Below are 20,737 nucleotides of genomic sequence, written 5' to 3' on the forward strand. Positions count from 1 at the left end.
CGGCGGACGGGTCCGGGGTCATGCGGGTGTCGTTTCCTTCGAGAGGGAGTGCGGCGGCGGGCCCGGGACCGCGAGGTCCTGGACGCGGGAGGCGCGAGTGCGCGGCCGGCGGGAGCGGGCCGGGGTCACCCGGTGGTGGCGCCCACGGCCGCCGAGCGCACGAGCTTGGCGTACTTGGCGAGGACACCGCGGGTGTAGCGCGGAGGAAGGGGGGCCCAGCCTTCTCGGCGGGCGGCGAGCTCGGAGTCGTCGACAAGTAGGTCGATCGAGCGAGCGGCGATGTCGACCCGAATCGGGTCCCCATCGCGCACGAATGCGATGGGACCTGCGTCCACCGATTCGGGTGCTATGTGTCCGATGCACAGGCCGGTTGTGCCGCCTGAGAATCGTCCGTCGGTCAAGAGTAGTACATCTTTTCCGAGGCCCGCGCCCTTGATGGCGGCGGTGATGGCGAGCATCTCGCGCATCCCCGGGCCGCCCTTCGGGCCCTCGTAGCGGATGACCACCACGTCGCCCTTCTCGATCTCGCCGTTCGTCAGGGCGTCCATCGCGGCGCGCTCGCGCTCGAAGACGCGCGCGGGTCCCTCGAACACGGACGCGTCGAAGCCGGCCGTCTTGACGACCGCGCCCTCGGGGGCGAGCGAGCCCTTGAGGATCGTCAGGCCGCCGGTCGCGTGGATCGGGTTGTCGAGCGTGCGGATGACCTCGCCGTCCAGCGGCGCGATGTCCATCGCCGCGAGGTTCTCGGCGACCGTCTTGCCGGTGACCGTCAGGCAGTCGCCGTGCAGGAGGCCGGCGTCGAGCAGCGCCTTCATGACGGCGGGGACGCCGCCGTGGCGGTCCACGTCGTTCATGACGTACTTGCCGAAGGGCTTGAGGTCGCCGATGTGCGGGATCGTGTCGCCGATGCGGTTGAAGTCGTCGATCGTGAGGTCGACCTCGGCCTCGTTGGCGATCGCGAGCAGGTGCAGGATGACGTTGGTCGAGCCGCCGAAGGCCATCGCGACGGCGATCGCGTTCTCGAACGCCTCCTTCGTCAGGATGTCGCGCGCGGTGGTGCCGTTGCGCAGCAGCTCCACGACGGCCTCGCCGGACTTGCGGGCGAAGTAGTCGCGGCGGCGGTCGGCCGCGGCGGGCGAGGCCGAGCCGGGCAGGCTCATCCCGAGCGCCTCGGCGACGCTGGCCATGGTGTTCGCGGTGTACATGCCGCCGCACGAGCCCTCGCCCGGGGCGAAGGCGCACTCGATGCGCTTGGCGTCCTCCTCGGACATGATCCCGGCCTTCACGCCGCCGACCGCCTCGAAGGAGTCGATGATCGTGATGTCCTTCTCGGTGCCGTCCGAGAGCTTGACCCAGCCCGGGGCGATCGATCCGGCGTAGACGAAGACGGCGGCGAGGTCGAGTCGCGCGGCGGCCATCAGCATGCCGGGCAGCGACTTGTCGCAGCCGGCGAGCATGACGGTGCCGTCGAGGCGCTCGGCCATCATCACGGTCTCGACGGAGTCGGCGATGACCTCGCGCGAGACGAGCGAGAAGTGCATGCCCTCGTGGCCCATCGAGATGCCGTCCGACACCGAGACGGTGCCGAACTGCAGCGGGTACCCGCCGCCCGAGTGCACGCCCTCCTTCGCGGAGCGCGCGAGGCGCTCGAGGGAGAGGTTGCAGGGGGTGATCTCGTTCCAGGAGGAGGCGATCCCGATCTGGGGCTTCTCCCAGTCGTCGTCGCCCATTCCGACGGCGCGGAGCATCCCGCGGGACGTCGTGGCCTCGATGCCGTCCGTGACGGTGCGCGAACGAGGCTTCCAATCGATTTCCGGCATGTGACGAGGCTACCGCCTCGCGACCCCTGCTCCGGCGCTCCCGAGCGCCCCGATCGCGCTCCTCGTCAGGCCGAGGCGCCGCGGAACTCCGCCAGCAGGGAGAGCACGTGCGCGACCTGCTCCGGGCCCCGCACGCGGTACGCCGCGGAGGTGGTGCCCGGCCCGCTCTTCACGCCCACGTCACCCGCGCGCATCACGGCGAAGGCGTCCTCGTCGGTCACGTCGTCGCCCGCGTAGAGCACCGCGGTGGCGCCGGTGTAGCGGCGCAGGTGCTCGACGGCCTCGCCCTTGGTCGTGGAGCGCACCGAGAACTCGAGCACGTTCTTGCCCTCGCGCACGTGGACGCCCGCGACCTCGGCGCGCGCCTCCGAGAGGGCGACGACGTGCGCGACCCTGCTGTGCTTGTCGGTGGCGAGACGGGTGTGCAGGGCGAAGCCGGCCGGCTTGTCCTCGATCCACACGTTGTCGATCCCGCGGGCGATGCCCTTGAGCACGCCCTCGAGCCGGTCGACCTTGGCGAGCTCGACGGGGTTCAGACGCACGGCGTCCTCGTCGGGGTCGAGCCGGATCTCCACTCCGTGGGAGCCGACGAGCAGGGCCTCGTCGGGGAGCTGCGACACCTCCTCCAGGCTCTCGAGCGCTCGACCCGAGACGAGCGCGACGCGGGTGCCGGGCAGGCCGAGGAGGCGCAGCACGGCCTCGCGCGCCTCGGGCAGGGCGCGGGCGCGCGCGGGGTCGTCGACCTCCGGGGCGAGGGTGCCGTCGAAGTCGAGGGCGACGAGCAGCCGACCGGTCGCCGCCAGCTCGCGCAGAGCGAGGACGAGGCGGTCGGGGACGCCGGGGAGGTGCGGGTCGACGGGCGAGGGGGTGACGGTGCTCATCGCGCCTCCGCCTCCTTGCCGCGCTCGGAGTCCTCGCGGTGCTCGGCCTCCTGGCCGACGGGGGCCTCCTGGCCGCGCGCCGCCGGGCGCACGTCGAGCTGCTGGCCCGCGGCGTGCTCGGTGAGGGCCGCGAGGAAGCTCTCGGACCAGCGCGCGACGTCGTTCTCGAGGACCCGGCGGCGCAGGGCCCGCATCCGCCGCGTCTTCTCGGCCCGCGGCATGCGCGCGGCGGCCTCCATCGCGTCCTTCAGCCCCGAGATGTCGTGCGGGTTGATCTGCACCGCCTGCTTCAGCTCGTCGGCCGCTCCGGTGAACTCGCTCAGCACCAGCACGCCGTCGTTGTCGAAGCGCGAGGCGACGTACTCCTTGGCGACGAGGTTCATCCCGTCGCGCAGCGCCGTGACGAGCATCACGTCGGCGGCGAGGTAGAGGGCCACCATCTCCTCGCGGGGGTAGCCGTGGTGGAGGTAGCTGATCGCCGGGTGCCCGATCCTGCCGTAGTCGCCGTTGATCCGGCCGACCTGCAGCTCGATGTCGTCGCGCAGCTGGCGGTAGGTGTCGACGCGCTCGCGACTGGGGCTCGCGACCTGCACGAGCACGGCGTCGGCGGTGCTGAGGCGGCCGTCGGCGAGGAGCTCGCCGAACGCCTTCAGGCGGTGCCCGATGCCCTTGGTGTAGTCGAGCCGGTCGACGCCGAGCATGATCACCTCGGGGTTCCCGAGCTCGTCGCGGATCTCCTTCGCGCGCGCCTGGATCTCGGGCGTGCGGGCCATCTCCTCGAAGAAGGCCGAATCGATCGAGATCGGGAAGTGCCGTGCCACCACGGGCCGCACGCTCGCCCCCCGGCGGGAGCGGTTGACGCGCCGAGTGCCGCCGGCGGCCTCGTCCTCGACCGGGACCTCGACGACGGTGCTGCGGGTGTCGTAGCCGAGCAGTCGCCGCACCGCCCGGAGGAAGCTGCCGGCGTCGCCCTGGCGCTGGAAGCCGATGACGTCGGCGCCCAGCAGGCCCTCGACGATCTGCTTGCGCCACGGCAGCTGGGCGAAGATCCCGTACGGCGGGAACGGGATGTGGTTGAAGAAGCCGATCGTGACGTCGGGTCGGAGCTCGCGGAGCATCTTGGGCACGAGCTGCAGCTGGTAGTCCTGCACCCAGACCACGCCGTTCTCCTCCGTCACCGCGGCGGCGGCCTCGGCGAAGCGCCGATTGACCCGCACGTAGGCGTCCCACCAGTCGCGGTGGTAGGTGGGGGGCGCGATGACGTCGTGGTAGAGCGGCCAGAGCGTGTCGTTCGAGAAGCCCTCGTAGTAGTCCTCGAGCTCCTGCGCGCTGAGTGCGACGGGCACGATGAGCACGCCGTCGTTCTCGAACGGGGCGACGACCTCGTCGGCGACTCCCGGCCAGCCCACCCAGGCGCCCTCGTTCGCCCGCATGACGGGCTCGAGCGCGGTCACCAGGCCGCCGGGGGACGTCTTCCACGAGGCGGTGCCGTCCTCGGCCGTCACACGGTCGACGGGGAGCCGGTTGGACACCACCACGAACGCGTTGCGCGGCGCCGGAGCACCGTCCTGGAGGTCGGGAACTGCGTGCTCGGAGATGGTGTACCCCTCGTCGAATCGGGTCGTCGTGGACCCCAGGAGGCTACCAGCCCCTCTCGAACGGGTGTCGGACAGGAGATGTCCGCCCGCCGCTCAGCCCTGCGTCAGCGCAAGAGCGAGCACGGCGCCGCCGACGGTCGGCACGACCGCGACGAGACCGAGCAGCGCGTACTGCGCCCACGAGATCCGGACGCCCATCGCCGTCAGCCGCTGGTGCCAGAGCAGCGTCGCGAGCGACGCCCACGGCGTGATCAGCGGACCGGCGTTGACGCCGATCAGCAGGGCGACCAGTCGCACCGGATCCGCGGCCACGGGCTCGAGAGCGAGGTACGCCGGCAGGTTGTCGACGAGGTTCGCGGCCACGGCTCCGGAGCCGGCGAGACGCAGCAGGTCCGCGACTCCGCCGCCCTGCCCCGCGACCACGGCGAGCGCCGCCCCCAGCCCGAGCTGGTGCGCCGCCTCCATCGCGACGAAGAGGCCGGCCGCGAAGACGACGAGCTGCCACGGGAGGAGCGAGGCGCGGAGCGCGCGGGGCCGGCGCACCGCGAACAGGACGACCAGCACCACCGCCGCGGCCGTGGCGGGGATCCACACCTCCAGCCCGGACACCAGCGCGGGCAGCAGGAGGGCCACCACCGCGCCGGAGCCGACGAGCAGCACGCGGTCCCCGATCGGCGTCCGCTCCCCCGCGCTGTAGCGGCCCGCCAGCTCGCGGCGGTACCGGATCGCGAGCACCAGCACCGGGACCGCGGCGGCCACCAGGGCGGGCAGAGCGGTCAGCGCGGCGAACTCGAGCGGCCCGTCGACGCCGAGCCGACGCTCCGCGAGCAGGTTCGTGAGGTTCGACACGGGCAGCAGGAGCGACGCGCAGTTCGCCAGCCAGACCGTCGCCATCGCGAACGGCAGGGGCGACACCTTCACGTGCGCCGCGAGCAGCACCACGACGGGCGTCAGCAGCACCGCGGTCGTGTCGAGCGACAGGAAGACCGTGCTCAGCACCGCGAGGAGCACGACGAGCAGCCAGAGCACGGCCGTGCGGCCTCGACCCCAGACGGCGGCGCGCTCGGCGACCACGGTGAAGACGCCCGCCTCCGAGGCCAGCTCGGCCACGACCGTGACCGCCACCACGAAGGCGAGGATCGGTCCCGTCCGCTCGACGAGCTCGCCCAGCGCCTCGGGAGGGAGGACGCCCGTGAGCACCGCCACCGCTCCGAGCAGGAGCAGGACCACCCCGATGACTGCGGTGCGCATGCGGTTCCGTTCCTCCCGGCGCCCGGATGCTGCCGGGCGGCGGTCCACGGTAGCGGGAGGACGGGTCCGTCCTGTCAACCGCTCCGGGCATCGCGACGGCACCGGTAGCGTCGTCGTGAACACCGGGAGGCAATCGATGCGCAAGTTCATCCTCAACTCGAGCGTCATCAGCGCGCTGGTCGGCGGCTGGTCGATCCTTCAGACGACCCGCAAGGGGCCGCGCGACTGGCGACTCGTCCTGCAGTGGGTCAGCTGGGCGATCGCCGTGGCGGTCGCCTTCGGATCCGTCTCCTACGACTCCAAGGAGCTCGCCAAGGAGGAGAAGGGCAAGAAGCGCGATCGCTGATCGCGCTGACGGGAATCGTGTGCGCGATCGCTGATCGCGCTGACGGGAATCGTGTGCGCGATCGCTGATCGCGCTGACGGGAATCGTGTGCGCGATCGGTGATCGTGCCCGCTGACGCGCCGTTCGCCCTGTGCGGCGGCGTGTCAGCGGACCCCGTCCCCGCTCCCCCGCGACACTGGTCTCAGCTGTTGGTCGCACGGGAATCGGGGTTCGTCATGAGGTTTCGTCTGAGGCGCCGCCCGCCGGTCCCCGAGGTCGTCGCGGCCCCGGCGCTCACGCAGGACGAGCTCTTCGCCGTCGTGCACGAGCGCCTCGCCGCGTTCGTCGGCTCCGACGGGGCGTGGGTCGTCACGCGCCGCAGCCACGACGACCGCGATCCGATCTTCCACGGGATGCTCGCGAGGTCCCTGGCGCACGAGCTCGCCGGAGCGATCCAGGCGCAGCAGCTGCGCGCAGGCGTCGCGGAGACCGAGAATCCCGTCACCTCGGCGATCCCGGTGATGCGCGCCTCCACTCCGCCCGTCGAGACGGAGCCCGCGGCCCTCACCTGGGAACCGAAGCCGATCGCCGTCTGGGCGGAGCCCGACGCACCCGCGCAGCTCCCGGTCGACGCGACCCGCTAGGCCCGGCGAGCGGATCCCGCCCCTCCCCTGCTGATCGAGTAGCCCGCGCAGCGGGCGTATCGAGATCCCCCACCGCCCGGACACGTCGGTCTCGATACGCGCCCCGGCGCTACTCGACCAGCAGAGGCCCCTCGCTGATCGAGTAGCCCGCGCAGCGGGCGTATCGAGATCCCCCCGGCACCGCGGGGTCGTGAGACGCGCCTCCCGGTCAGACCTGCTTCCAGCCCTCCGGGCCCTCGCTGCCCGCGGGGTACTCGTCCAGCGGCACGGCGCCCGAGCGCCAGGCGTCGAGTGCCGGCTGCACGATCCGCCAGCACTCCTCCGCCGCGTCCCCGCGCACCGAGAGCGACGGGTCGTCGTCGAGGATGCCCGACAGCACCTCGCCGTAGGCCAGCAGCTCGCCGGCTCCGAAGGTCGCCTCGAGCGACGCGCGCTCGAGCGTGTAGGGGTCGCCGGGACCGTTGATGTTGAGCTCGAGCGCCATCTTGTCCGGAGCGAGGAACAGCCGCAGCACCGAGGGCGACTCCGTGCCGTGGAAGCCGCTGGGGAGGTGCGGCACGGGCTTGAAGCGGATGACCACCTCGCGGCGGCGCTCGCCCAGCGCCTTGCCGGAGCGCAGCGTGAAGGGCACGCCGGCCCAGCGCCAGGTGTCGATCTCGACCGTGAGCTCGGCGAGCGTCTCGGTGCCGCGCTCGGGGTCCACGCCCTCCTCCGAGGCGTACGCGGGCAGCTCGCGTCCGTCGACGGACCCGGCGGTGTACCGCGCCCGGCGAGAGCCCTCCTCCTCGCGGATCCGCGTGGCGCGCAGCACGATCCCCTTGGCGTCGCGCAGGTCGGCGGCGTCGAGCGTCGACGGCGCCTCCATGGCGACGACCGCCAGCACCTGCAGCAGGTGGCTCTGGATCATGTCGATCAGGGCGCCGGCGCCGTCGTAGTAGCCGGCGCGCCCCTCCAGCCCGAGCTGCTCGTCGTAGACGATGGCGACGCTCTCGATGTGCTCGGCCGACCACAGCGGCTCGAGGATCCGGTTGGCGAAGCGCAGGCCCAGCAGGTTCATCACGGTGGCGCGGCCGAGGAAGTGGTCGACCCGGTGGACCCGCTCCTCGGGCACGAGCGCGGCGAGGCGCTCGTTGAGGGCACGGGCGCTCTCCTCGTCGACGCCGAAGGGCTTCTCGAGCGCGAGCACGGTTCCCGCGGGCAGGTCGTGCGCGGCGAGCGCGTCGCACGCCTTCGCCGCGATCGCGGGCGGCAGGGCGAAGTAGATCGCGACGGGGCCCTCGCAGCTCGCGAGCAGCGCGGCGAGCGCCTCCGGATCGGTGACGTCGATCTGCTGGTACCGGGTGCCCGCCACCATCTCGTCGGCTCCGGTGCCGCTCGTCTCGACCGTCGCGAGCGAGGTGGAGAGGACCTCGTGCCAGTGCTCCTGCGTCCAGTCCTCGCGGCCGGCGCCGACGAGCTGCAGCCTCCGGTCGGGTTCGCGCGTCAGCAGCTGGCCGATCGCGGGGAGCAGGAGCCGGGAGGAGAGGTCCCCCGTCGCTCCGAGGATGAGCAGTGTCGAGACCGAGTGCGTCATGCGGCTCACCCTACGGCGCGGGTGAGGACCGACGCTCCGCCTTGACGGGGAGTGCCCGGCTCGTGCTGAGAGGATCCGTGCATGGTCTCCCCGATCGAGGACTACGCGGTCCTCTCCGACTGCCGCACCGCCGCTCTCGTCTCCCGCGACGGCGGCATCGACTGGCTCTGCCTCCCGCGCTTCGACTCCCCGTCCGTCTTCGGCGCCCTGCTCGGCGGCGACGAGCAGGGGCGCTGGTCCCTGCGGCCGGTCGATCCCGACGCCCGCGTCGAGCGCCGCTATCTCGGCGACACGCTCGCCCTGCTCACCCGGTGGACGACGTCGAGCGGAGTGGTGGAGGTCACCGACGTGATGCCGTTGCGGGACGACCGGGCCGAGCTCGTGCGCCGGGTGCGCGGCGTCTCGGGCACGGTGCGGATGCGGCAGGAGCTGCGCCTCCGCTTCGACTACGCGCGGGTCGTGCCGTGGGTGCGCCAGGAGGGCACGGACGAGGCTCCGCTGCTGGTCGCCGTGGCAGGGCCGGACGCGGTCGTCGTCCGCGGTGTGCGGCTGACGGCGACCGACCACGTCCACAGCGCCGAGTTCGACGTGGCCGCGGGTGCCGTCACCGATCTCTCGATGGCCTGGTTCCCCTCCCACCACCGCTCCCCCAAGGCCCTCGACGTCGATCGGGCCCTCGAGACCACGCTGGCCTGGTGGTCGGAGTGGGCCGGATCGATCCGCTACGACGGCCCGTACCGCGAGGCGGTCGTGCGCTCCCTGCTCACCCTCCGCGCCCTCACCGACGACCAGACGGGCGGCATCGTCGCCGCCGCGACCACGTCGCTCCCGGAGGAGTTCGGCGGCAGCCGCAACTGGGACTACCGCTACGTCTGGCTCCGCGACGCCGCGCTGACACTGCAGGCGCTGCTCGCTCACGGCTTCGAGCAGGAGGCGCAGAAGTGGCGCGCCTGGCTGCTCCGCGCGGTGGCGGGCGATCCGGCCGACGTGCAGATCATGTACGGCATCGCCGGCGAGCGGGACCTCGCGGAGCGCACGATGCCGAGCCTGCCCGGCTACGACGGTGCCTCGCCCGTGCGGATCGGCAACGCGGCGGTCGACCAGTACCAGGCCGACGTCATCGGCGAGGTCATGGTCGCGCTGCACGAGGCGCGCACCGCGGGTGTCGACGAGAACCGGTTCTCCTGGCCTCTCCAGCGCGCCCTGCTCGGCTTCGTCGAGGAGAACTGGCAGCGACCCGACAACGGCATCTGGGAGATCCGCGGCGAGCCCCGTCACTTCACGCACTCCCGGGTCATGATCTGGGCCGCACTCGACCGCGGCGTGCGGGCGGTCCGCGAGCACGGCCTCGACGGCCCGGTCGAGACCTGGGAGGCGCTGCGCGACGAGGTGCGCGCCGAGATCGACGCGCAGGGCTTCGACGCCGAGCGCGGTCACTTCGTGCAGTCGTACGGATCGACGGAGGTCGACGCGTCGCTCCTCGTGCTGCCGATGGTCGGCTACGTCGACGCCGAGGATCCGCGGATGACCGGCACCGTGGCCGAGATGGAGCGCGTGCTCCTGCATGAGGGGCTCCTGCACCGCTACCGCACCGAGTCCTCGGTCGACGGCCTGCCGGGCGGCGAGCACCCGTTCCTCGCCTGCTCGTTCTGGCTCGTCCAGCAGTACGCCTCCTCGGGGCGCCTCGACGACGCGCGGACGCTGATGGACCGGCTGGTGTCGCTCGCGAACGACGTGGGCCTGCTGTCGGAGGAGTACGACGTCGAGAACCGCCGCCACGCCGGCAACACTCCGCAGGCGCTCTCGCACCTCGCTCTCGTGCAGGCCGCCGACGCGATCGCGGCGAGCCGATGAGAGCGCGTCGGCGCCGGCCGCTCCGGATCGTGCTGCTCGCGTTGGGCGGGCTGCTCGCGGTCGCCGTGCTCGGCTTCCTCACCTGGTCCTCGATCGTCCTCGGGCCGGACGAGGCGGCCCTCGAGCGCGTGCGAGCCGAGCCCGGAGTGGGCGTCGAGCGCACCGACTCCGCGATCGTGATGACTCCGACCGGCGGCGCGTCGGGCGAGGGTCTCGTCTTCGTGCCGGGCGCCAAGGTCGATGCGGAGTCGTACGAGGCGACCCTCGCCCCGCTCGTGGCGGAGGGCGTCACGGTCGTCATCACGCGCCCGGTCCTCAACCTCGCCTTCTTCGACCTCCGTTCGCTCGAGAGCTTCACCGACCAGGCGGAGGGGGTCGACGAGTGGTTCGTCGGCGGTCACTCCCTCGGCGGCGTGAAGGCCTGCCAGTGGGCGGGAGGCGACGACGTCGCCGGCCTCGTGCTGCTGGGCAGCTACTGTGCGAACGACCTCTCGGAGAGCGGCCTCCCCGTCCTCAGCGTCAGCGGATCGGAGGACGGACTGAGCACCCCCGCGAAGGTCGCCGCCGCCCGCGACCTGCTGCCCGCCTCCGCGGAGTCCGTCGAGATCGAGGGCGCGAACCACGCCGCCTTCGGCTGGTACGGCCCGCAGCCGGGCGACGGCGTCGCGACGATCGGCCACGAGGAGTCGGATGCGCAGCTGGCCGAGGCGCTGACCGCGTTCCTGACGGCGGAGCGCTGAGCGGGCGCGGATCCGGGGCGGCTTGACTTCGAGCGCGCTCGAAGTCCTAGGGTGACGCCATGTCCACCACCCCCCTCGCCGAGGCGCCCGCCGCCGACGTGCTGTCGATCTCGGAGGTCGCCGCGGCGACCGGTCTCACCGTGCACACGCTGCGCTATTACGAGCGCGTCGGGCTCATGCTCGAGCCCGTCGAGCGGGCGTCGTCGCGGCACCGGCGCTACAGCCCCTCGGACGTCGGCTGGGTGGACTTCCTGACCAAGCTCCGCGCCACGGGGATGCCGATCGCGCGCATCCGCGAGTACGCGGGCCTGCTCAGGATCGGCCCCGCGAGCGAGCCCGAACGGCTCGCCCTCCTCCGGGCGCACCGCGCCGAGGTCGAGGAGCAGCTCGCGCGGACCCACCGCAGTCTCGCCGCGATCGACATCAAGATCGCGGCCTACCAGGAGAGGACCACCTCGTGAAGAAGATCACCCTCGGCGCCGGCGACCCCGGAACCGCCCTCGACGTCTCCCGCCTCGGCCTCGGCGCCATGGGCATGTCCGCCTTCTACTCCGGCGCCGGAACCGACGACGCGGAGTCGATCCGCACCCTGCACCGCGCCGTCGACCTCGGCGTCGTCTTCATCGACACCGCCGAGATCTACGGCCCGTTCACCAACGAGGAGCTCGTCGGCCGCGCCCTCGCCGACCGCCGCGACGAGGTGGTGATCGCCAGCAAGTTCGGCATGATCCAGCACCGCGGCTCCGGCGAGCGCGGCCTCGACGGCTCCCCCGAGAACCTCCGCCTCGCGGTCGAGGGGTCGCTGCAGCGCCTCGGCACCGACCGGATCGACCTCTACTACCAGCACCGGATGGACCCGGGCGTGCCGATCGAGGAGACGGCCGGCGCCTTCGCCGAGCTGATCCAGGAGGGCAAGATCAGGGCCTACGGACTGTCGGAGGCGGCGCCCGCGACGATCCGCCGGGCCCACGCCGTGCATCCCGTCACGGCCGTGCAGTCCGAGTACTCGCTCTGGACGCGCGACCCCGAGGCCGAGGTGCTGCCGCTGCTGCGCGAGCTCGGCATCGGCTTCGTGCCCTACTCGCCGCTGGGACGCGGCTTCCTGACCGGAGCCATCCGCTCCGTCGACGCGCTGGGCGACGACGACTTCCGCCGCTCCAACCCCCGCTTCGCGGACGGCAACCTCGAGGCGAACATCCGCATCGTGGAGGAGGTCGACCGGGTCGCGGCCGAGGTCGGCGCCACGTCGGCGCAGGTCGCGCTCGCGTGGCTGCTCGCGCAGGGCGACGACATCGCGCCGATCCCCGGCACGAAGCGCGTGTCGCGGATCGAGGAGAACGCGGCGGCGGATGCGCTGGTCCTGACCGGGCAGCAGCTCGCGGCGCTCACGGCCATCGAGCCGCCGGTGGGCGAGCGCTACGCCGACATGTCCTCGATCGGACGCTGACCGGCAGCGGAGGCCGCCTGCGGAAGGCGGCCTCCGCTCGCCTCAGTCGGGCCGGCGGGTCTCGCGCAGGTCGATCAGCCCGGTGAACAGCGCGCCGCGCTCGTTCGACGCGGCGTCCCCCGAGAACAGGTTGTCCGGAGTCGCGTGCTGGCGCGGCGGCGTCGGCCGGGCCGCGCCGTTCGCTCCGGGCTCCTGCCGCTCCATCTCGACGCGCTGGCGGGGCAGGGCGACCGGGTCGCTCTCGTGCAGCCACTGCACGAGCCGCTCGCGCACGTAGCAGCGGAGGTCGAACAGCGTCGGCGCGTCCTTCGCGGTGACGAGGACCCGGATCCGCACGAACCCGCCGACCGCATCGGTCACCTGGAGGACGCTGACGCGCTGGTCCCAGAGGTCGGTCTGCTCGAGGATCCGGTGCAGCTCCTCGCGCATCTCGTCCGGGCGCACGCGCCAGTCGAGATCGAGCTCGACCGCTCCGAGCAGCTCGGAGCCGGTGCGGGTCCAGTTCTGGAACGGCTGGGTGGTGAAGTAGTTCGTCGGCAGCACGAGGCGGCGGTCGTCCCAGAGGTGCACCACGACGTAGGTCAGCGTGATCTCCTCGATCCGCCCCCACTCCCCCTCGACGATCACGACGTCGTCGAGGCGGATCGCATCGCTGAAGGCCAGCTGCACCCCGGCGAAGATGTTCGTGAGGCTCGACTGCGCGGCGAGGCCCGCCACGATCGAGAGCACACCCGCCGAGGCAAGGAGGCTCGCTCCCGCGGTGCGCGCCTGCGGGAAGGTCAGCAGGGCGGCTCCGATGGCCACGACCACGACGGCGGCCACTGCGACGCGCCGGATGATCGTCATCTGGGTCCGCAGGCGGCGGGCCCGGCGGTTGTCGACGGTGTCGGTGCGGTAGCGCTCGGCGCCCAGATCCTCCAGGAACACGAAGAGCGCGCCGACCAGCCAGGCCGACGCTCCGATCGTCGCGATCTGGAAGACCCGGTCGACGAGCTCGGGAGCGACGTCGCCGGTCACCGTCGCGGCCAGCGCGATCCAGACGGCGATCGTCAGCAGGAGCACGCGGAACGGGATGCGGACGCGGCGGATGAGCAGCCGCGCCCAGATCTTGCGCTTGCCGATCATGCGGATCGCGAGGGCGACCACGGCGGTCACGACCACGGCGATCACCACGGCGACGGCGACCGCGAGTGCGATGCCGCCGATCTCGGGGAGGACGTCTTCGGGCACGTCGGTCCTTTCGTCGGGGAGGGGGGCGAGCGAGCGGCCCAGCCTTCCACGGACGAGCCGCGCGGTCGGGAGCGCCGGGGCGACGTCGTGCGGATGCCCAGGCGGGTGCGAGGTGCGGCAGGGCGTCCCAGGATCGGGACGAGCCGCTCGCGCGTGGGGCGACCGCGCCCCGGAACGACGAAACGCCCGCCGGAGGGGCGGGCGTCTCGGGTGGTGCACCCCCTCGGACTTGAACCGAGAACCCACTGATTAAGAGTCAGTTGCTCTGCCGATTGAGCTAGAGGTGCGTGGCGATGCTGCCGTGGTCCGAAGGAAACATGCTTTCCGAACCGAGGAATCACATTAGCAGTGGCTCCCCCCGTCTCGTCAAATCGACGCGGCGACGGCGGGGCGCACCCGGCCCGAGACGCCCGCGACGGACCCGCTCAGTATCGTGGAGCCGTGACTCCGAGCCTCGACGACGACCTCCGCCTCGCCCTCCGCCTCGCCGACGCGGCCGACGCCGTCTCGAGCGAGCGGTTCCTCGCGAGGGACCTCGTCGTGACCACCAAGCCCGACCGCACCCCGGTCACCGACGCCGACCGCGCGGTCGAGGAGACGATCCGCGGAATCCTCGGCGAGGAGCGGCCCGAGGACTCGATCCTGGGCGAGGAGTTCGGCACCTCGGGCGAGGCGTCCCGCCAGTGGATCCTCGATCCGATCGACGGCACGGCCCACTTCCTCCGCGGCGTGCCGATCTGGGCCACGCTCATCGCCCTCGCGGTCGACGGCGTCCCCGTCGTCGGCGTCGTCTCGGCGCCCGCCCTCGGCAAGCGCTGGTGGGCCGCGAAGGGCTCCGGCGCGTGGACGGACGAGAGCACCGGAGCCGTGGGCCGGATCGAGCTGCCGGACGAGCTGCGCGGCGTCCTCGCCGCCCCGGCGGTGCAGCAGCCGCGCCGGATCCGGGTCTCGGGCATCGCCGACCTGGCCGACGCGACCTTCAGCTACAACAGCATCCAGCAGTGGGACGGCGCCGGCCGCCTCGATCAGCTGCTCGAGCTGGCGCGCGGCGTCTGGCGCGACCGCGCGTACGGCGACGCCTGGGCGTACATGCTCGTCGCCGAGGGCCTGCTCGACGGCGCGGGCGAGTTCGACGTGAAGCCCTACGACCTCGCGGCCCTCGTGCCGATCGTCGAGGAGGCCGGCGGCCGCTTCACCTCGGCCGACGGCGAGCCCGGGCCGTGGCACGGCAGCTCGCTGGCGACGAACGGCGTCCTGCACGACGAGATCCTCGCGATCGTGGCGGCCCGATGAGGCGCCGCCTCTCCCTCCTCGCCGGCGCGGCCCTCGTCCTGGCGCTCGCCTCCTGCTCCTCGGTGGTCGGCTCCGACTCCCCCGACGCCGTCCGGGACGAGGCCGGAGCAGTGGTGACGGCGGGCGTCGTCGACGCCTTCTCGGTGCGGAGGGGCGACTGCCTCCTCGCTCCCGACGGGTCCCGCCTCGCCGACGTCGAACTCGTGCCGTGCGCCGACGTGCACGACCTCGAGGTGTTCCACGCCTTCGAGCAACCCGGTGACGACTACACGAGCCGGAACACCCTCCTCGCTCAGGCGAAGGCCGCGTGCGACCTGGAGTTCCCGGCCGCGATCGGCGTCGCGTACGGCGCCTCCGCGCTGGAGTACCGCAGCATCGTGCCCTCCGAGGTGAGCTGGAGGCACGGCGATCGCACGATCCTCTGCGCCGTGTTCGATCCCATCACGGGGCCGGCCGCCGGCACGCTCTTCGGCGCCGCCCGCTGACGAGCGGGATCGCTGTGCGGCCGCCGCCGACCGTCAATCCCTGCCCCGGACCCGTTGACACGCGCCAGCAGTCGGCGCACTGTGAAGGCACCCGAGAACGGCCCGGGGGGCGCCGGACGAGCGACGAGGAGTCGTCCATGCAGCACGAGACCAGCGCCGATCCACCCGAACGGCGCTCCGTCACCGAGCGGGACTTCGCGCCCGCGGACACTCTCTTCGACCGCATCCGCCACGAGACGGCGCTCATCGCCGCCGCCGACGCCCTCGAGGAGGGCGGCCACTCCGACTGGGCCGCCGTGCTGCGCGACTACACCGTCGCCTCGGACAAGGTCCTGTCCGTGCACGGCGACGCCGACGCCGCGACGCTGGGCTGGCTGAAGGCCCGCGGCATCGTCTCGCTGCTCGTGACGGAGGAGTGCGACGACGCCCACACGGTCGAGCACGTCTCCGCCGCCCTCGCCGCGATGAACGCCGTGACCCTCACGGTCGACGCGGAGCGCTCCGAGCGGCTGCGTCCGCTGATCGACGCCCTCACCAGGGTCCTCCCGGACGCCTTCGCCGAGCTGCCCGTCCGAGGGCACTCGGACTACCCGCCCGGGACCGCCGCCGCCGCGCTGACGCCCACCGAGCTGTACCGCTCGTGGGCCGCGCCCGTGACGCTCGCAGGACCCGCGCGGGAGGAGGCCGACCGCGTGGAGCTGCTGACGCTCTACGGTCGACTGCGCCAGCTCGATGTGCGGCCGGAGTGAGCCGCGCCGGACGTGCAGAAGCCCCGCCTCCCTCTCGGGAGCGGGGCTTCTGTCTGCTCGACGTGTGCGACGACGACCGGTGGTGGAGATGGGGGGAATTGAACCCCCGTCCATCGCTGTGATTCTGCGCCTTCTACGGGTGTAGCCAGTGAAAGCGTTCTACTCGGCCCCGACCGTTACCACTGACGCATCGGTCGACGGGCCCAGCCCGAGTTCGAGTCCCGCGTCGCCCTCAGGCGTAACGACGCAGCAAGTCCTCTAGATGACGCCAGGATCCGGGGCGAGGACGCACCCACGGGCTGACGGACTATCGACTCTGCTTAGGCAGCGAGAGCGAAGTCGGTGCGCTTCTGTTCGGCACCTGTGTTTTTCAGAGATCGTTAACGAGATAACCCTGAATCCTCGACCCGCTTCTCGCAGTTTCGCAGGCAATGTCGAAACCGATCATCCCCGCGAGCACTCGGTGCGGATGCTGGGAAGCACCGCCCTGGAGTGGGTCGTCGTCGCACACTGTCGAATTGTGGATCCGCTGCTCCCCGAGAGGAGCGGCGGCTGCCGCGAGCGGGTGGAACCGCAGTGGCAGAAGACCATTCTAGCCGCTCCTGCGAGCGCGTGGGGCCGCGGCTCAGGACTCGGCGCGCGCCGTCACCCGTCGACGCCGGAGGTCCAGCAGGCCGAGCACCAGCGCGAGCGCGATCAGCCCGAGAGTCACGAAGTAGCCGTTCCGGAACGCGTCGTGGTACGCCACGAGACCCTCGGTCATGCCCGCCTCGCTGGCGAGCGTCGCGAAGAAGACGGCGGAAGCGCAGGCCGTGCCGACCGCGGTGCCGAGGCGCTGGCCGAGCTGCCCGACCGACCCCGCCACTCCGCCCTGCTCCGGCGGGATCTCGGCCAGCGTCAGCGTCTGGTTCGGCGAGACGACGAACCCGCCGCCCGCTCCCGCGACCAGCATCGCCGCGGCCATGCCGTACGCCGCCGTGTCGGCCGGCATCAGCTCGGCCGCCAGGAGCACCAGCGTGAAGCCGACCACCACCAGCACGATGCCCAGCACGACGAGGGCGCGGCCGTAGGTCTGCACCAGCTTGCCGCCGTACCAGGCGGTCAGCGCCGAGGTGAGGGCGAAGGGGATGCTCACCATGCCGGCGAACACCGGCGCGAGCCCGAGGCCCTGCTGGAGGAACAGGGTGGTCAGGAGGAACGTCGCCGGGATGGCCGCGAAGTATGACGTCGCGACGAGGATCCCGTTGCGGTACGAGCTGGTGCGGAAGATGCGGAAGTCGATGACCGGGGTGCGCCCGAGCGACGCGTAGTGCGACTCCCAGCGCACGAACACGGCGGCGGCCGCCACCGCGAGCAGCAGCCAGAACCAGCGGTACGACGAATCGCTCGACGCCCCGGTGGTCAGCAGGAACGGGAGCATGAAGGCGAAGATCGCGACGCCCAGCAGCAGCAGCCCGACCGGATCGAGAGAGGTGTCCCCGGCCGACTTCCGCTGCACCCGCGGCAGGAGGCGCCACGCGAGGACCAGGGCGGCGACACCCAGCGGGATGTTCATCCAGAACAGCAGGCGCCAGCCGTCCTGCTCGCCACCGATCGCGATCAGCAGCCCGCCCAGCGTCGGACCGAACGCCGTCGACAGGCCGATCACCGCGCCGAACACGCCGAACGCCCGGGCGCGCTCGGCGCCGGTGAACAGCTGCTGCACGAGTCCGAGCACCTGCGGCATCTGGATGCCCGCTGCGATCCCCTGCAGGAAGCGGGCGACGACGAGCAGCTCGATCGACGGCGCGACGGCGCAGAGCAGGCTCGTCAGCGTGAAGACGGTCAGGCCGATCAGGAAGAGCAGCCGTCGCGAGCGGATGTCGCCCAGGCGTCCGGCCGGCACGAGCGAGAGACCGAACGCGAGCGCGTATCCCGCGACGATCAGCTGCAGCTGGCTCGCGTCCGCCGAGAGCGACTTCTCGATCGACGGCAGGCCGACGTTGACCTTCGAGAGGTCCAGGATCGTGAAGGCCGCCACCGACACCGCCACGGCGAAGGCCCGCCAGCGGGTCCTCTCCTCGGCGGCGGTGCGCGGTGCGTCGGGGGAGCTCTCGGAGGCGGTCACGCCGTCCAGTCTCCCAGCACGCGCCGAGCCGTGACCCGGCTTGCGCGCGGACGCCCTCCCGGCCTACTCCCCCAGGCGGCGGCGGGTCGCCATGGCGCGGTCGGCCTCGCGGCGGTCCTGGCGCTCGCGGAGCACCTGGCGCTTGTCGTAGTCCTTCTTGCCCTTGGCGACGGCGAGCTCGACCTTGGCCTTGCCGTCGCTGAAGTAGAGCGAGAGCGGGATCAGCGTGTACCCGCCCTCCTTCACCTTGTTGTGGATCTTGAGGATCTGCGCCTTGTGCAGCAGCAGCTTGCGCTTGCGGCGGGGCGGGTGGTTCGTCCAGGTGCCCTGCGCCCACTCGTTGATGTGGACCGCGTCGAGCCACGCCTCTCCGCCGTCGACGAAGGCGTAGCCGTCGACGAGGGACGCCCGCCCCGCGCGCAGCGACTTGACCTCGGTGCCGGTGAGCACGAGGCCGGCCTCGTAGGTGTCCTCGATGAGGTAGTCGTGGCGCGCCTTGCGATTGGTCGCGACGACCTTCTGTCCCTGTTCCCTGGGCACGGCGGCTCCTTGCGTCCGAGAGCGATGATGGGCCGCCCCGTCCGGGGCAGCCCATCAGTATACGCGCGCCGTCGGGTCAGACCCGCAGGTACCGGGCGATCGCGACGTTGGAGGCGATCGCCGCGAGGATCGCGCCGACCACCACCAGGATCGGGACCACGATCAGCGCGTCGTCCAGGCCCACGAAGGATGTGAGCGGGATGCGGTAGGCGAGGAACCCCTGCACGAAGAACTGCACGATCGCCACCACGGCCACACCCGCCAGCAGGGAGCCGAGCAGCGCGGCGAACACGCCCTCGAGGATGAACGGGGTCTGGATGAAGCGGTTCGACGCACCCACCAGGCGCATGATCCCGAGCTCCCTCCGGCGCGAGAACGCCGAGAGCCGGATGGTCGTGGCGATCAGCAGCACCGCCGCCACGAGCATGAGCACCGCGATCCCGATCGCCGTGTAGCTCGCCGCGTTCAGGATCGAGAAGATCTGGTCGAGGTACTGCCGCTGGTCCGTGACGCTCTCCACGCCCGAGACGCTCGAGAGGCTCTCGACGAGCACGTCCGACTGCGTCGGGTCCTGGAGGTTGATCCAGAACGTCTGGTTCAGCAGGTCCGGAGTGACGTACTCGGCGACCGGGTTCCCGGCGAACTGCTCCTGGAAGTTCGCGTACGCCTGGTCGTGGTCCTCGAAGTAGAAGCGGTCGATGTAGGGCGCGAGGGTCGAGCCGTCGAGCTGCGTCTCGACCGAGTCGATCTGCTCCTGCGTCGCGTCGGAGCCGCTGCAGTTCGAGCCGCCTGAGGTGGCGGTGCACATGTACACCGCGACCTGGGCCTTGTCGTACCAGAAGTTCTTCATCTGGCCGATCTGCATCTGCAGCAGGATCGCCGTGCCGACGAAGGTGAGGGAGATGAAGGTCACCAGGATCACCGAGACGACCATGGAGACGTTGCGTCGGAGGCCGCTCGCGACCTCCGACCAGATGAGTGCCATTCTCACTTGACGGGTCCTACGTTCTGCTGGTCGTCGCCGGTCTCGTCGCCTTCTCCCGCGTGCGCGCGCAGGCCCAGGCGGGCCGCGAGGGACTCCTCGGGCAGAGTGCCCGTGTCGGCGGGGAGGTAGATCGGACCGGTCTGACTCTGGAGCTCGACGCGCGGGGCGGCGGGCGCCTCCGGCTCGGCGGGGGCGGGTGCGGGGGTCGACTCCTCGGCGGCCGGAGCGGCAGGCGCCGGATCCGGCGCGGCAGCGGAGCGGCGCCCCTCGGGCACGACGGGCTGCGCGGCGGTCTGCGACAGGCGCGGGCGGAGGAACGACCCGGTGCGCGAGGCGGCCTCGGGCTCCACGGGTGCAGCGCTGCGCCGCAGGTCCACCTCCGGCACCTCGGCGGGAGCGAGTTCGCCGTCGATCAGCACGGGGGCGGCGACGGGCTCGGCGACCGGCTCGACGGCGGGGTGGTCGTCGGCCGCGACCACGACCACTCCGTCGTGCACGACGGTGATGCTCTCGGTCTGGCCGTAGCCGCCCTGGCTCTCGTCGCGGACGATGCTGCCCGCCGAGAGCTCGATGACGCGGCGCTTCATCTGGTCGACGATGCCGGCCTCGTGCGTGGCCATGATCACGGTCGTGCCGCCGGCGTTGATCCGCTCGAGGAGCGCCATGATGCCGGCGCTGGTCGTGGGGTCGAGGTTGCCGGTGGGCTCGTCGGCGAGCAGGACGGCGGGCTTGTTGACGACGGCGCGGGCGATGGCGACGCGCTGCTGCTCGCCGCCCGAGAGCTCGTGCGGCAGCCGCGACGCCTTGCCGGCGAGGCCGACCATCTTCAGGGTGTCCGGGACGGCCTCCTGGATGAAGCCCTTGGACTTGCCGATGACCTGCAGGCTGAACGCGACGTTGTCGAAGACCGACTTGTTGGGCAGCAGACGGAAGTCCTGGAACACCACGCCCATGTTGCGGCGGAAGTACGGGACCTTGCGGCTGGAGATCTTGCCGAGGTTCTGCCCGAGCACGTGGATCGACCCCGAGGAGGGCCGCTCCTCCTTGAGGATCAGGCGGAGGCAGCTCGACTTGCCGGACCCGGAGGCGCCGACGAGGAAGACGAACTCGCCCCGCAGGATCTCGAGGTCGATGGCGTTCAGGGCGGGTCTCGTGCCGCCGCGATACTGCTTGGAGACGTTGTCGAAGCGAATCATGTCGATACGAGGGTAAGCG

19 protein-coding genes, 1 tRNA gene and 1 other RNA gene are annotated in these 20,737 nt (G+C 71.9%); 9 read left to right on the top strand and 12 right to left on the bottom strand.

What is annotated here, in order from left to right; genetic code table 11:
• Window positions 1-125 precede the first annotated feature (125 nt).
• From ilvD to C1I63_RS16650, 4 genes are all read right to left on the bottom strand, one after another.
• Complete coding sequence (ilvD, locus tag C1I63_RS16635; protein WP_056867668.1) at window positions 126-1,820, bottom strand: dihydroxy-acid dehydratase; 1,695 nt, start codon at window positions 1,818-1,820, stop codon at window positions 126-128.
• Between the two features lie 65 nt (window positions 1,821-1,885).
• Window positions 1,886-2,701, bottom strand: a complete 816-nt coding sequence (gene otsB / locus C1I63_RS16640) for a trehalose-phosphatase (protein ID WP_107575488.1) — start codon at window positions 2,699-2,701, stop codon at window positions 1,886-1,888.
• The gene (locus tag C1I63_RS16645; protein WP_107575926.1) at window positions 2,698-4,233 is read right to left on the bottom strand and encodes an alpha,alpha-trehalose-phosphate synthase (UDP-forming); all 1,536 of its coding nucleotides are present in this window, start codon (window positions 4,231-4,233) and stop codon (window positions 2,698-2,700) included. The genes otsB and C1I63_RS16645 overlap by 4 nt, the downstream gene beginning before the upstream one ends.
• A 159-nt stretch (window positions 4,234-4,392) precedes the next feature.
• Window positions 4,393-5,550, bottom strand: a complete 1,158-nt coding sequence (locus tag C1I63_RS16650) for an SLC13 family permease (RefSeq protein WP_107575489.1) — start codon at window positions 5,548-5,550, stop codon at window positions 4,393-4,395.
• A 136-nt stretch (window positions 5,551-5,686) separates the two neighbouring features.
• Here C1I63_RS16650 and C1I63_RS16655 point away from each other — a divergent pair, with 136 nt between their 5' ends.
• The gene (locus C1I63_RS16655; RefSeq protein WP_055793576.1) at window positions 5,687-5,896 is read left to right on the top strand and encodes a hypothetical protein; all 210 of its coding nucleotides are present in this window, start codon (window positions 5,687-5,689) and stop codon (window positions 5,894-5,896) included.
• 215 nt (window positions 5,897-6,111) lie between these two features.
• Window positions 6,112-6,519 (top strand): hypothetical protein, encoded by a 408-nt coding sequence (locus tag C1I63_RS16660; RefSeq protein ID WP_055793578.1) that lies wholly within the window; start codon window positions 6,112-6,114, stop codon window positions 6,517-6,519.
• Between the two features lie 208 nt (window positions 6,520-6,727).
• On the opposite strand, the gene C1I63_RS16665 is transcribed toward C1I63_RS16660, so the two are convergent.
• Window positions 6,728-8,092, bottom strand: coding sequence for a glucose-6-phosphate dehydrogenase (locus C1I63_RS16665; protein WP_211315637.1), 1,365 nt, complete (start codon window positions 8,090-8,092; stop codon window positions 6,728-6,730).
• Between the two features lie 81 nt (window positions 8,093-8,173).
• On the opposite strand from C1I63_RS16665, the gene C1I63_RS16670 reads away from it, so the two are divergent.
• Genes C1I63_RS16670 through C1I63_RS16685 form a run of 4 tightly spaced genes read left to right on the top strand, consistent with a single transcriptional unit; the run spans window position 8,174 to window position 12,133 of the window.
• The gene (locus tag C1I63_RS16670; protein ID WP_107575491.1) at window positions 8,174-9,946 is read left to right on the top strand and encodes a glycoside hydrolase family 15 protein; all 1,773 of its coding nucleotides are present in this window, start codon (window positions 8,174-8,176) and stop codon (window positions 9,944-9,946) included.
• A complete protein-coding gene (locus C1I63_RS16675) occupies window positions 9,943-10,686 on the top strand; it encodes an alpha/beta hydrolase (RefSeq protein WP_107575492.1) in 744 nt (247 codons plus the stop codon). Before C1I63_RS16670 ends, C1I63_RS16675 begins: the two co-directional genes overlap by 4 nt.
• 59 nt (window positions 10,687-10,745) lie before the next feature.
• The gene (locus C1I63_RS16680) at window positions 10,746-11,147 is read left to right on the top strand and encodes a MerR family transcriptional regulator (RefSeq protein WP_055793587.1); all 402 of its coding nucleotides are present in this window, start codon (window positions 10,746-10,748) and stop codon (window positions 11,145-11,147) included.
• On the top strand, window positions 11,144-12,133 hold the full coding sequence (locus C1I63_RS16685) for an aldo/keto reductase (RefSeq protein ID WP_056867677.1): 990 nt from the start codon (window positions 11,144-11,146) through the stop codon (window positions 12,131-12,133). Before C1I63_RS16680 ends, C1I63_RS16685 begins: the two co-directional genes overlap by 4 nt.
• Window positions 12,134-12,175: 42 nt before the next feature.
• On the opposite strand, the gene C1I63_RS16690 is transcribed toward C1I63_RS16685, so the two are convergent.
• Together C1I63_RS16690 and C1I63_RS16695 are read right to left on the bottom strand one after the other, a co-directional pair.
• The gene (locus C1I63_RS16690; RefSeq protein ID WP_244907127.1) at window positions 12,176-13,363 is read right to left on the bottom strand and encodes a mechanosensitive ion channel family protein; all 1,188 of its coding nucleotides are present in this window, start codon (window positions 13,361-13,363) and stop codon (window positions 12,176-12,178) included.
• A gap of 211 nt (window positions 13,364-13,574) precedes the next feature.
• A tRNA-Lys gene (locus C1I63_RS16695) sits at window positions 13,575-13,650 on the bottom strand.
• Window positions 13,651-13,804: 154 nt separating this feature from the next.
• On the opposite strand from C1I63_RS16695, the gene C1I63_RS16700 reads away from it, so the two are divergent.
• From C1I63_RS16700 to C1I63_RS16710, 3 genes are all read left to right on the top strand, one after another.
• Complete coding sequence (locus C1I63_RS16700; RefSeq protein WP_107575493.1) at window positions 13,805-14,656, top strand: inositol monophosphatase family protein; 852 nt, start codon at window positions 13,805-13,807, stop codon at window positions 14,654-14,656.
• Window positions 14,653-15,141 (top strand): septum formation family protein, encoded by a 489-nt coding sequence (locus C1I63_RS16705; RefSeq protein ID WP_107575494.1) that lies wholly within the window; start codon window positions 14,653-14,655, stop codon window positions 15,139-15,141. Before C1I63_RS16700 ends, C1I63_RS16705 begins: the two co-directional genes overlap by 4 nt.
• A gap of 137 nt (window positions 15,142-15,278) precedes the next feature.
• Window positions 15,279-15,890 (top strand): hypothetical protein, encoded by a 612-nt coding sequence (locus tag C1I63_RS16710; protein WP_107575495.1) that lies wholly within the window; start codon window positions 15,279-15,281, stop codon window positions 15,888-15,890.
• An 80-nt stretch (window positions 15,891-15,970) separates the two neighbouring features.
• On the opposite strand, the gene ssrA is transcribed toward C1I63_RS16710, so the two are convergent.
• The 5 genes from ssrA to ftsE form a co-directional block, all read right to left on the bottom strand.
• Window positions 15,971-16,342, bottom strand: a transfer-messenger RNA (tmRNA) gene (gene ssrA, locus C1I63_RS16715).
• A 173-nt stretch (window positions 16,343-16,515) separates the two neighbouring features.
• Window positions 16,516-18,006, bottom strand: a complete 1,491-nt coding sequence (locus C1I63_RS16720; RefSeq protein ID WP_107575496.1) for an MFS transporter — start codon at window positions 18,004-18,006, stop codon at window positions 16,516-16,518.
• A gap of 54 nt (window positions 18,007-18,060) precedes the next feature.
• Window positions 18,061-18,537, bottom strand: a complete 477-nt coding sequence (gene smpB / locus C1I63_RS16725) for an SsrA-binding protein SmpB (protein ID WP_055793597.1) — start codon at window positions 18,535-18,537, stop codon at window positions 18,061-18,063.
• A 76-nt stretch (window positions 18,538-18,613) separates the two neighbouring features.
• Window positions 18,614-19,528: a permease-like cell division protein FtsX gene (gene ftsX / locus C1I63_RS16730; protein WP_055793599.1), complete on the bottom strand. Its 915-nt coding sequence runs from the start codon at window positions 19,526-19,528 to the stop codon at window positions 18,614-18,616.
• A complete protein-coding gene (ftsE, locus tag C1I63_RS16735) occupies window positions 19,525-20,718 on the bottom strand; it encodes a cell division ATP-binding protein FtsE (RefSeq protein ID WP_107575497.1) in 1,194 nt (397 codons plus the stop codon). Before ftsE ends, ftsX begins: the two co-directional genes overlap by 4 nt.
• Between the last annotated feature and the right edge of the window lie 19 nt (window positions 20,719-20,737).

The organism is Rathayibacter caricis DSM 15933 (genome assembly GCF_003044275.1).
Classification (GTDB): Bacteria; Actinomycetota; Actinomycetes; order Actinomycetales; family Microbacteriaceae; genus Rathayibacter; species Rathayibacter caricis.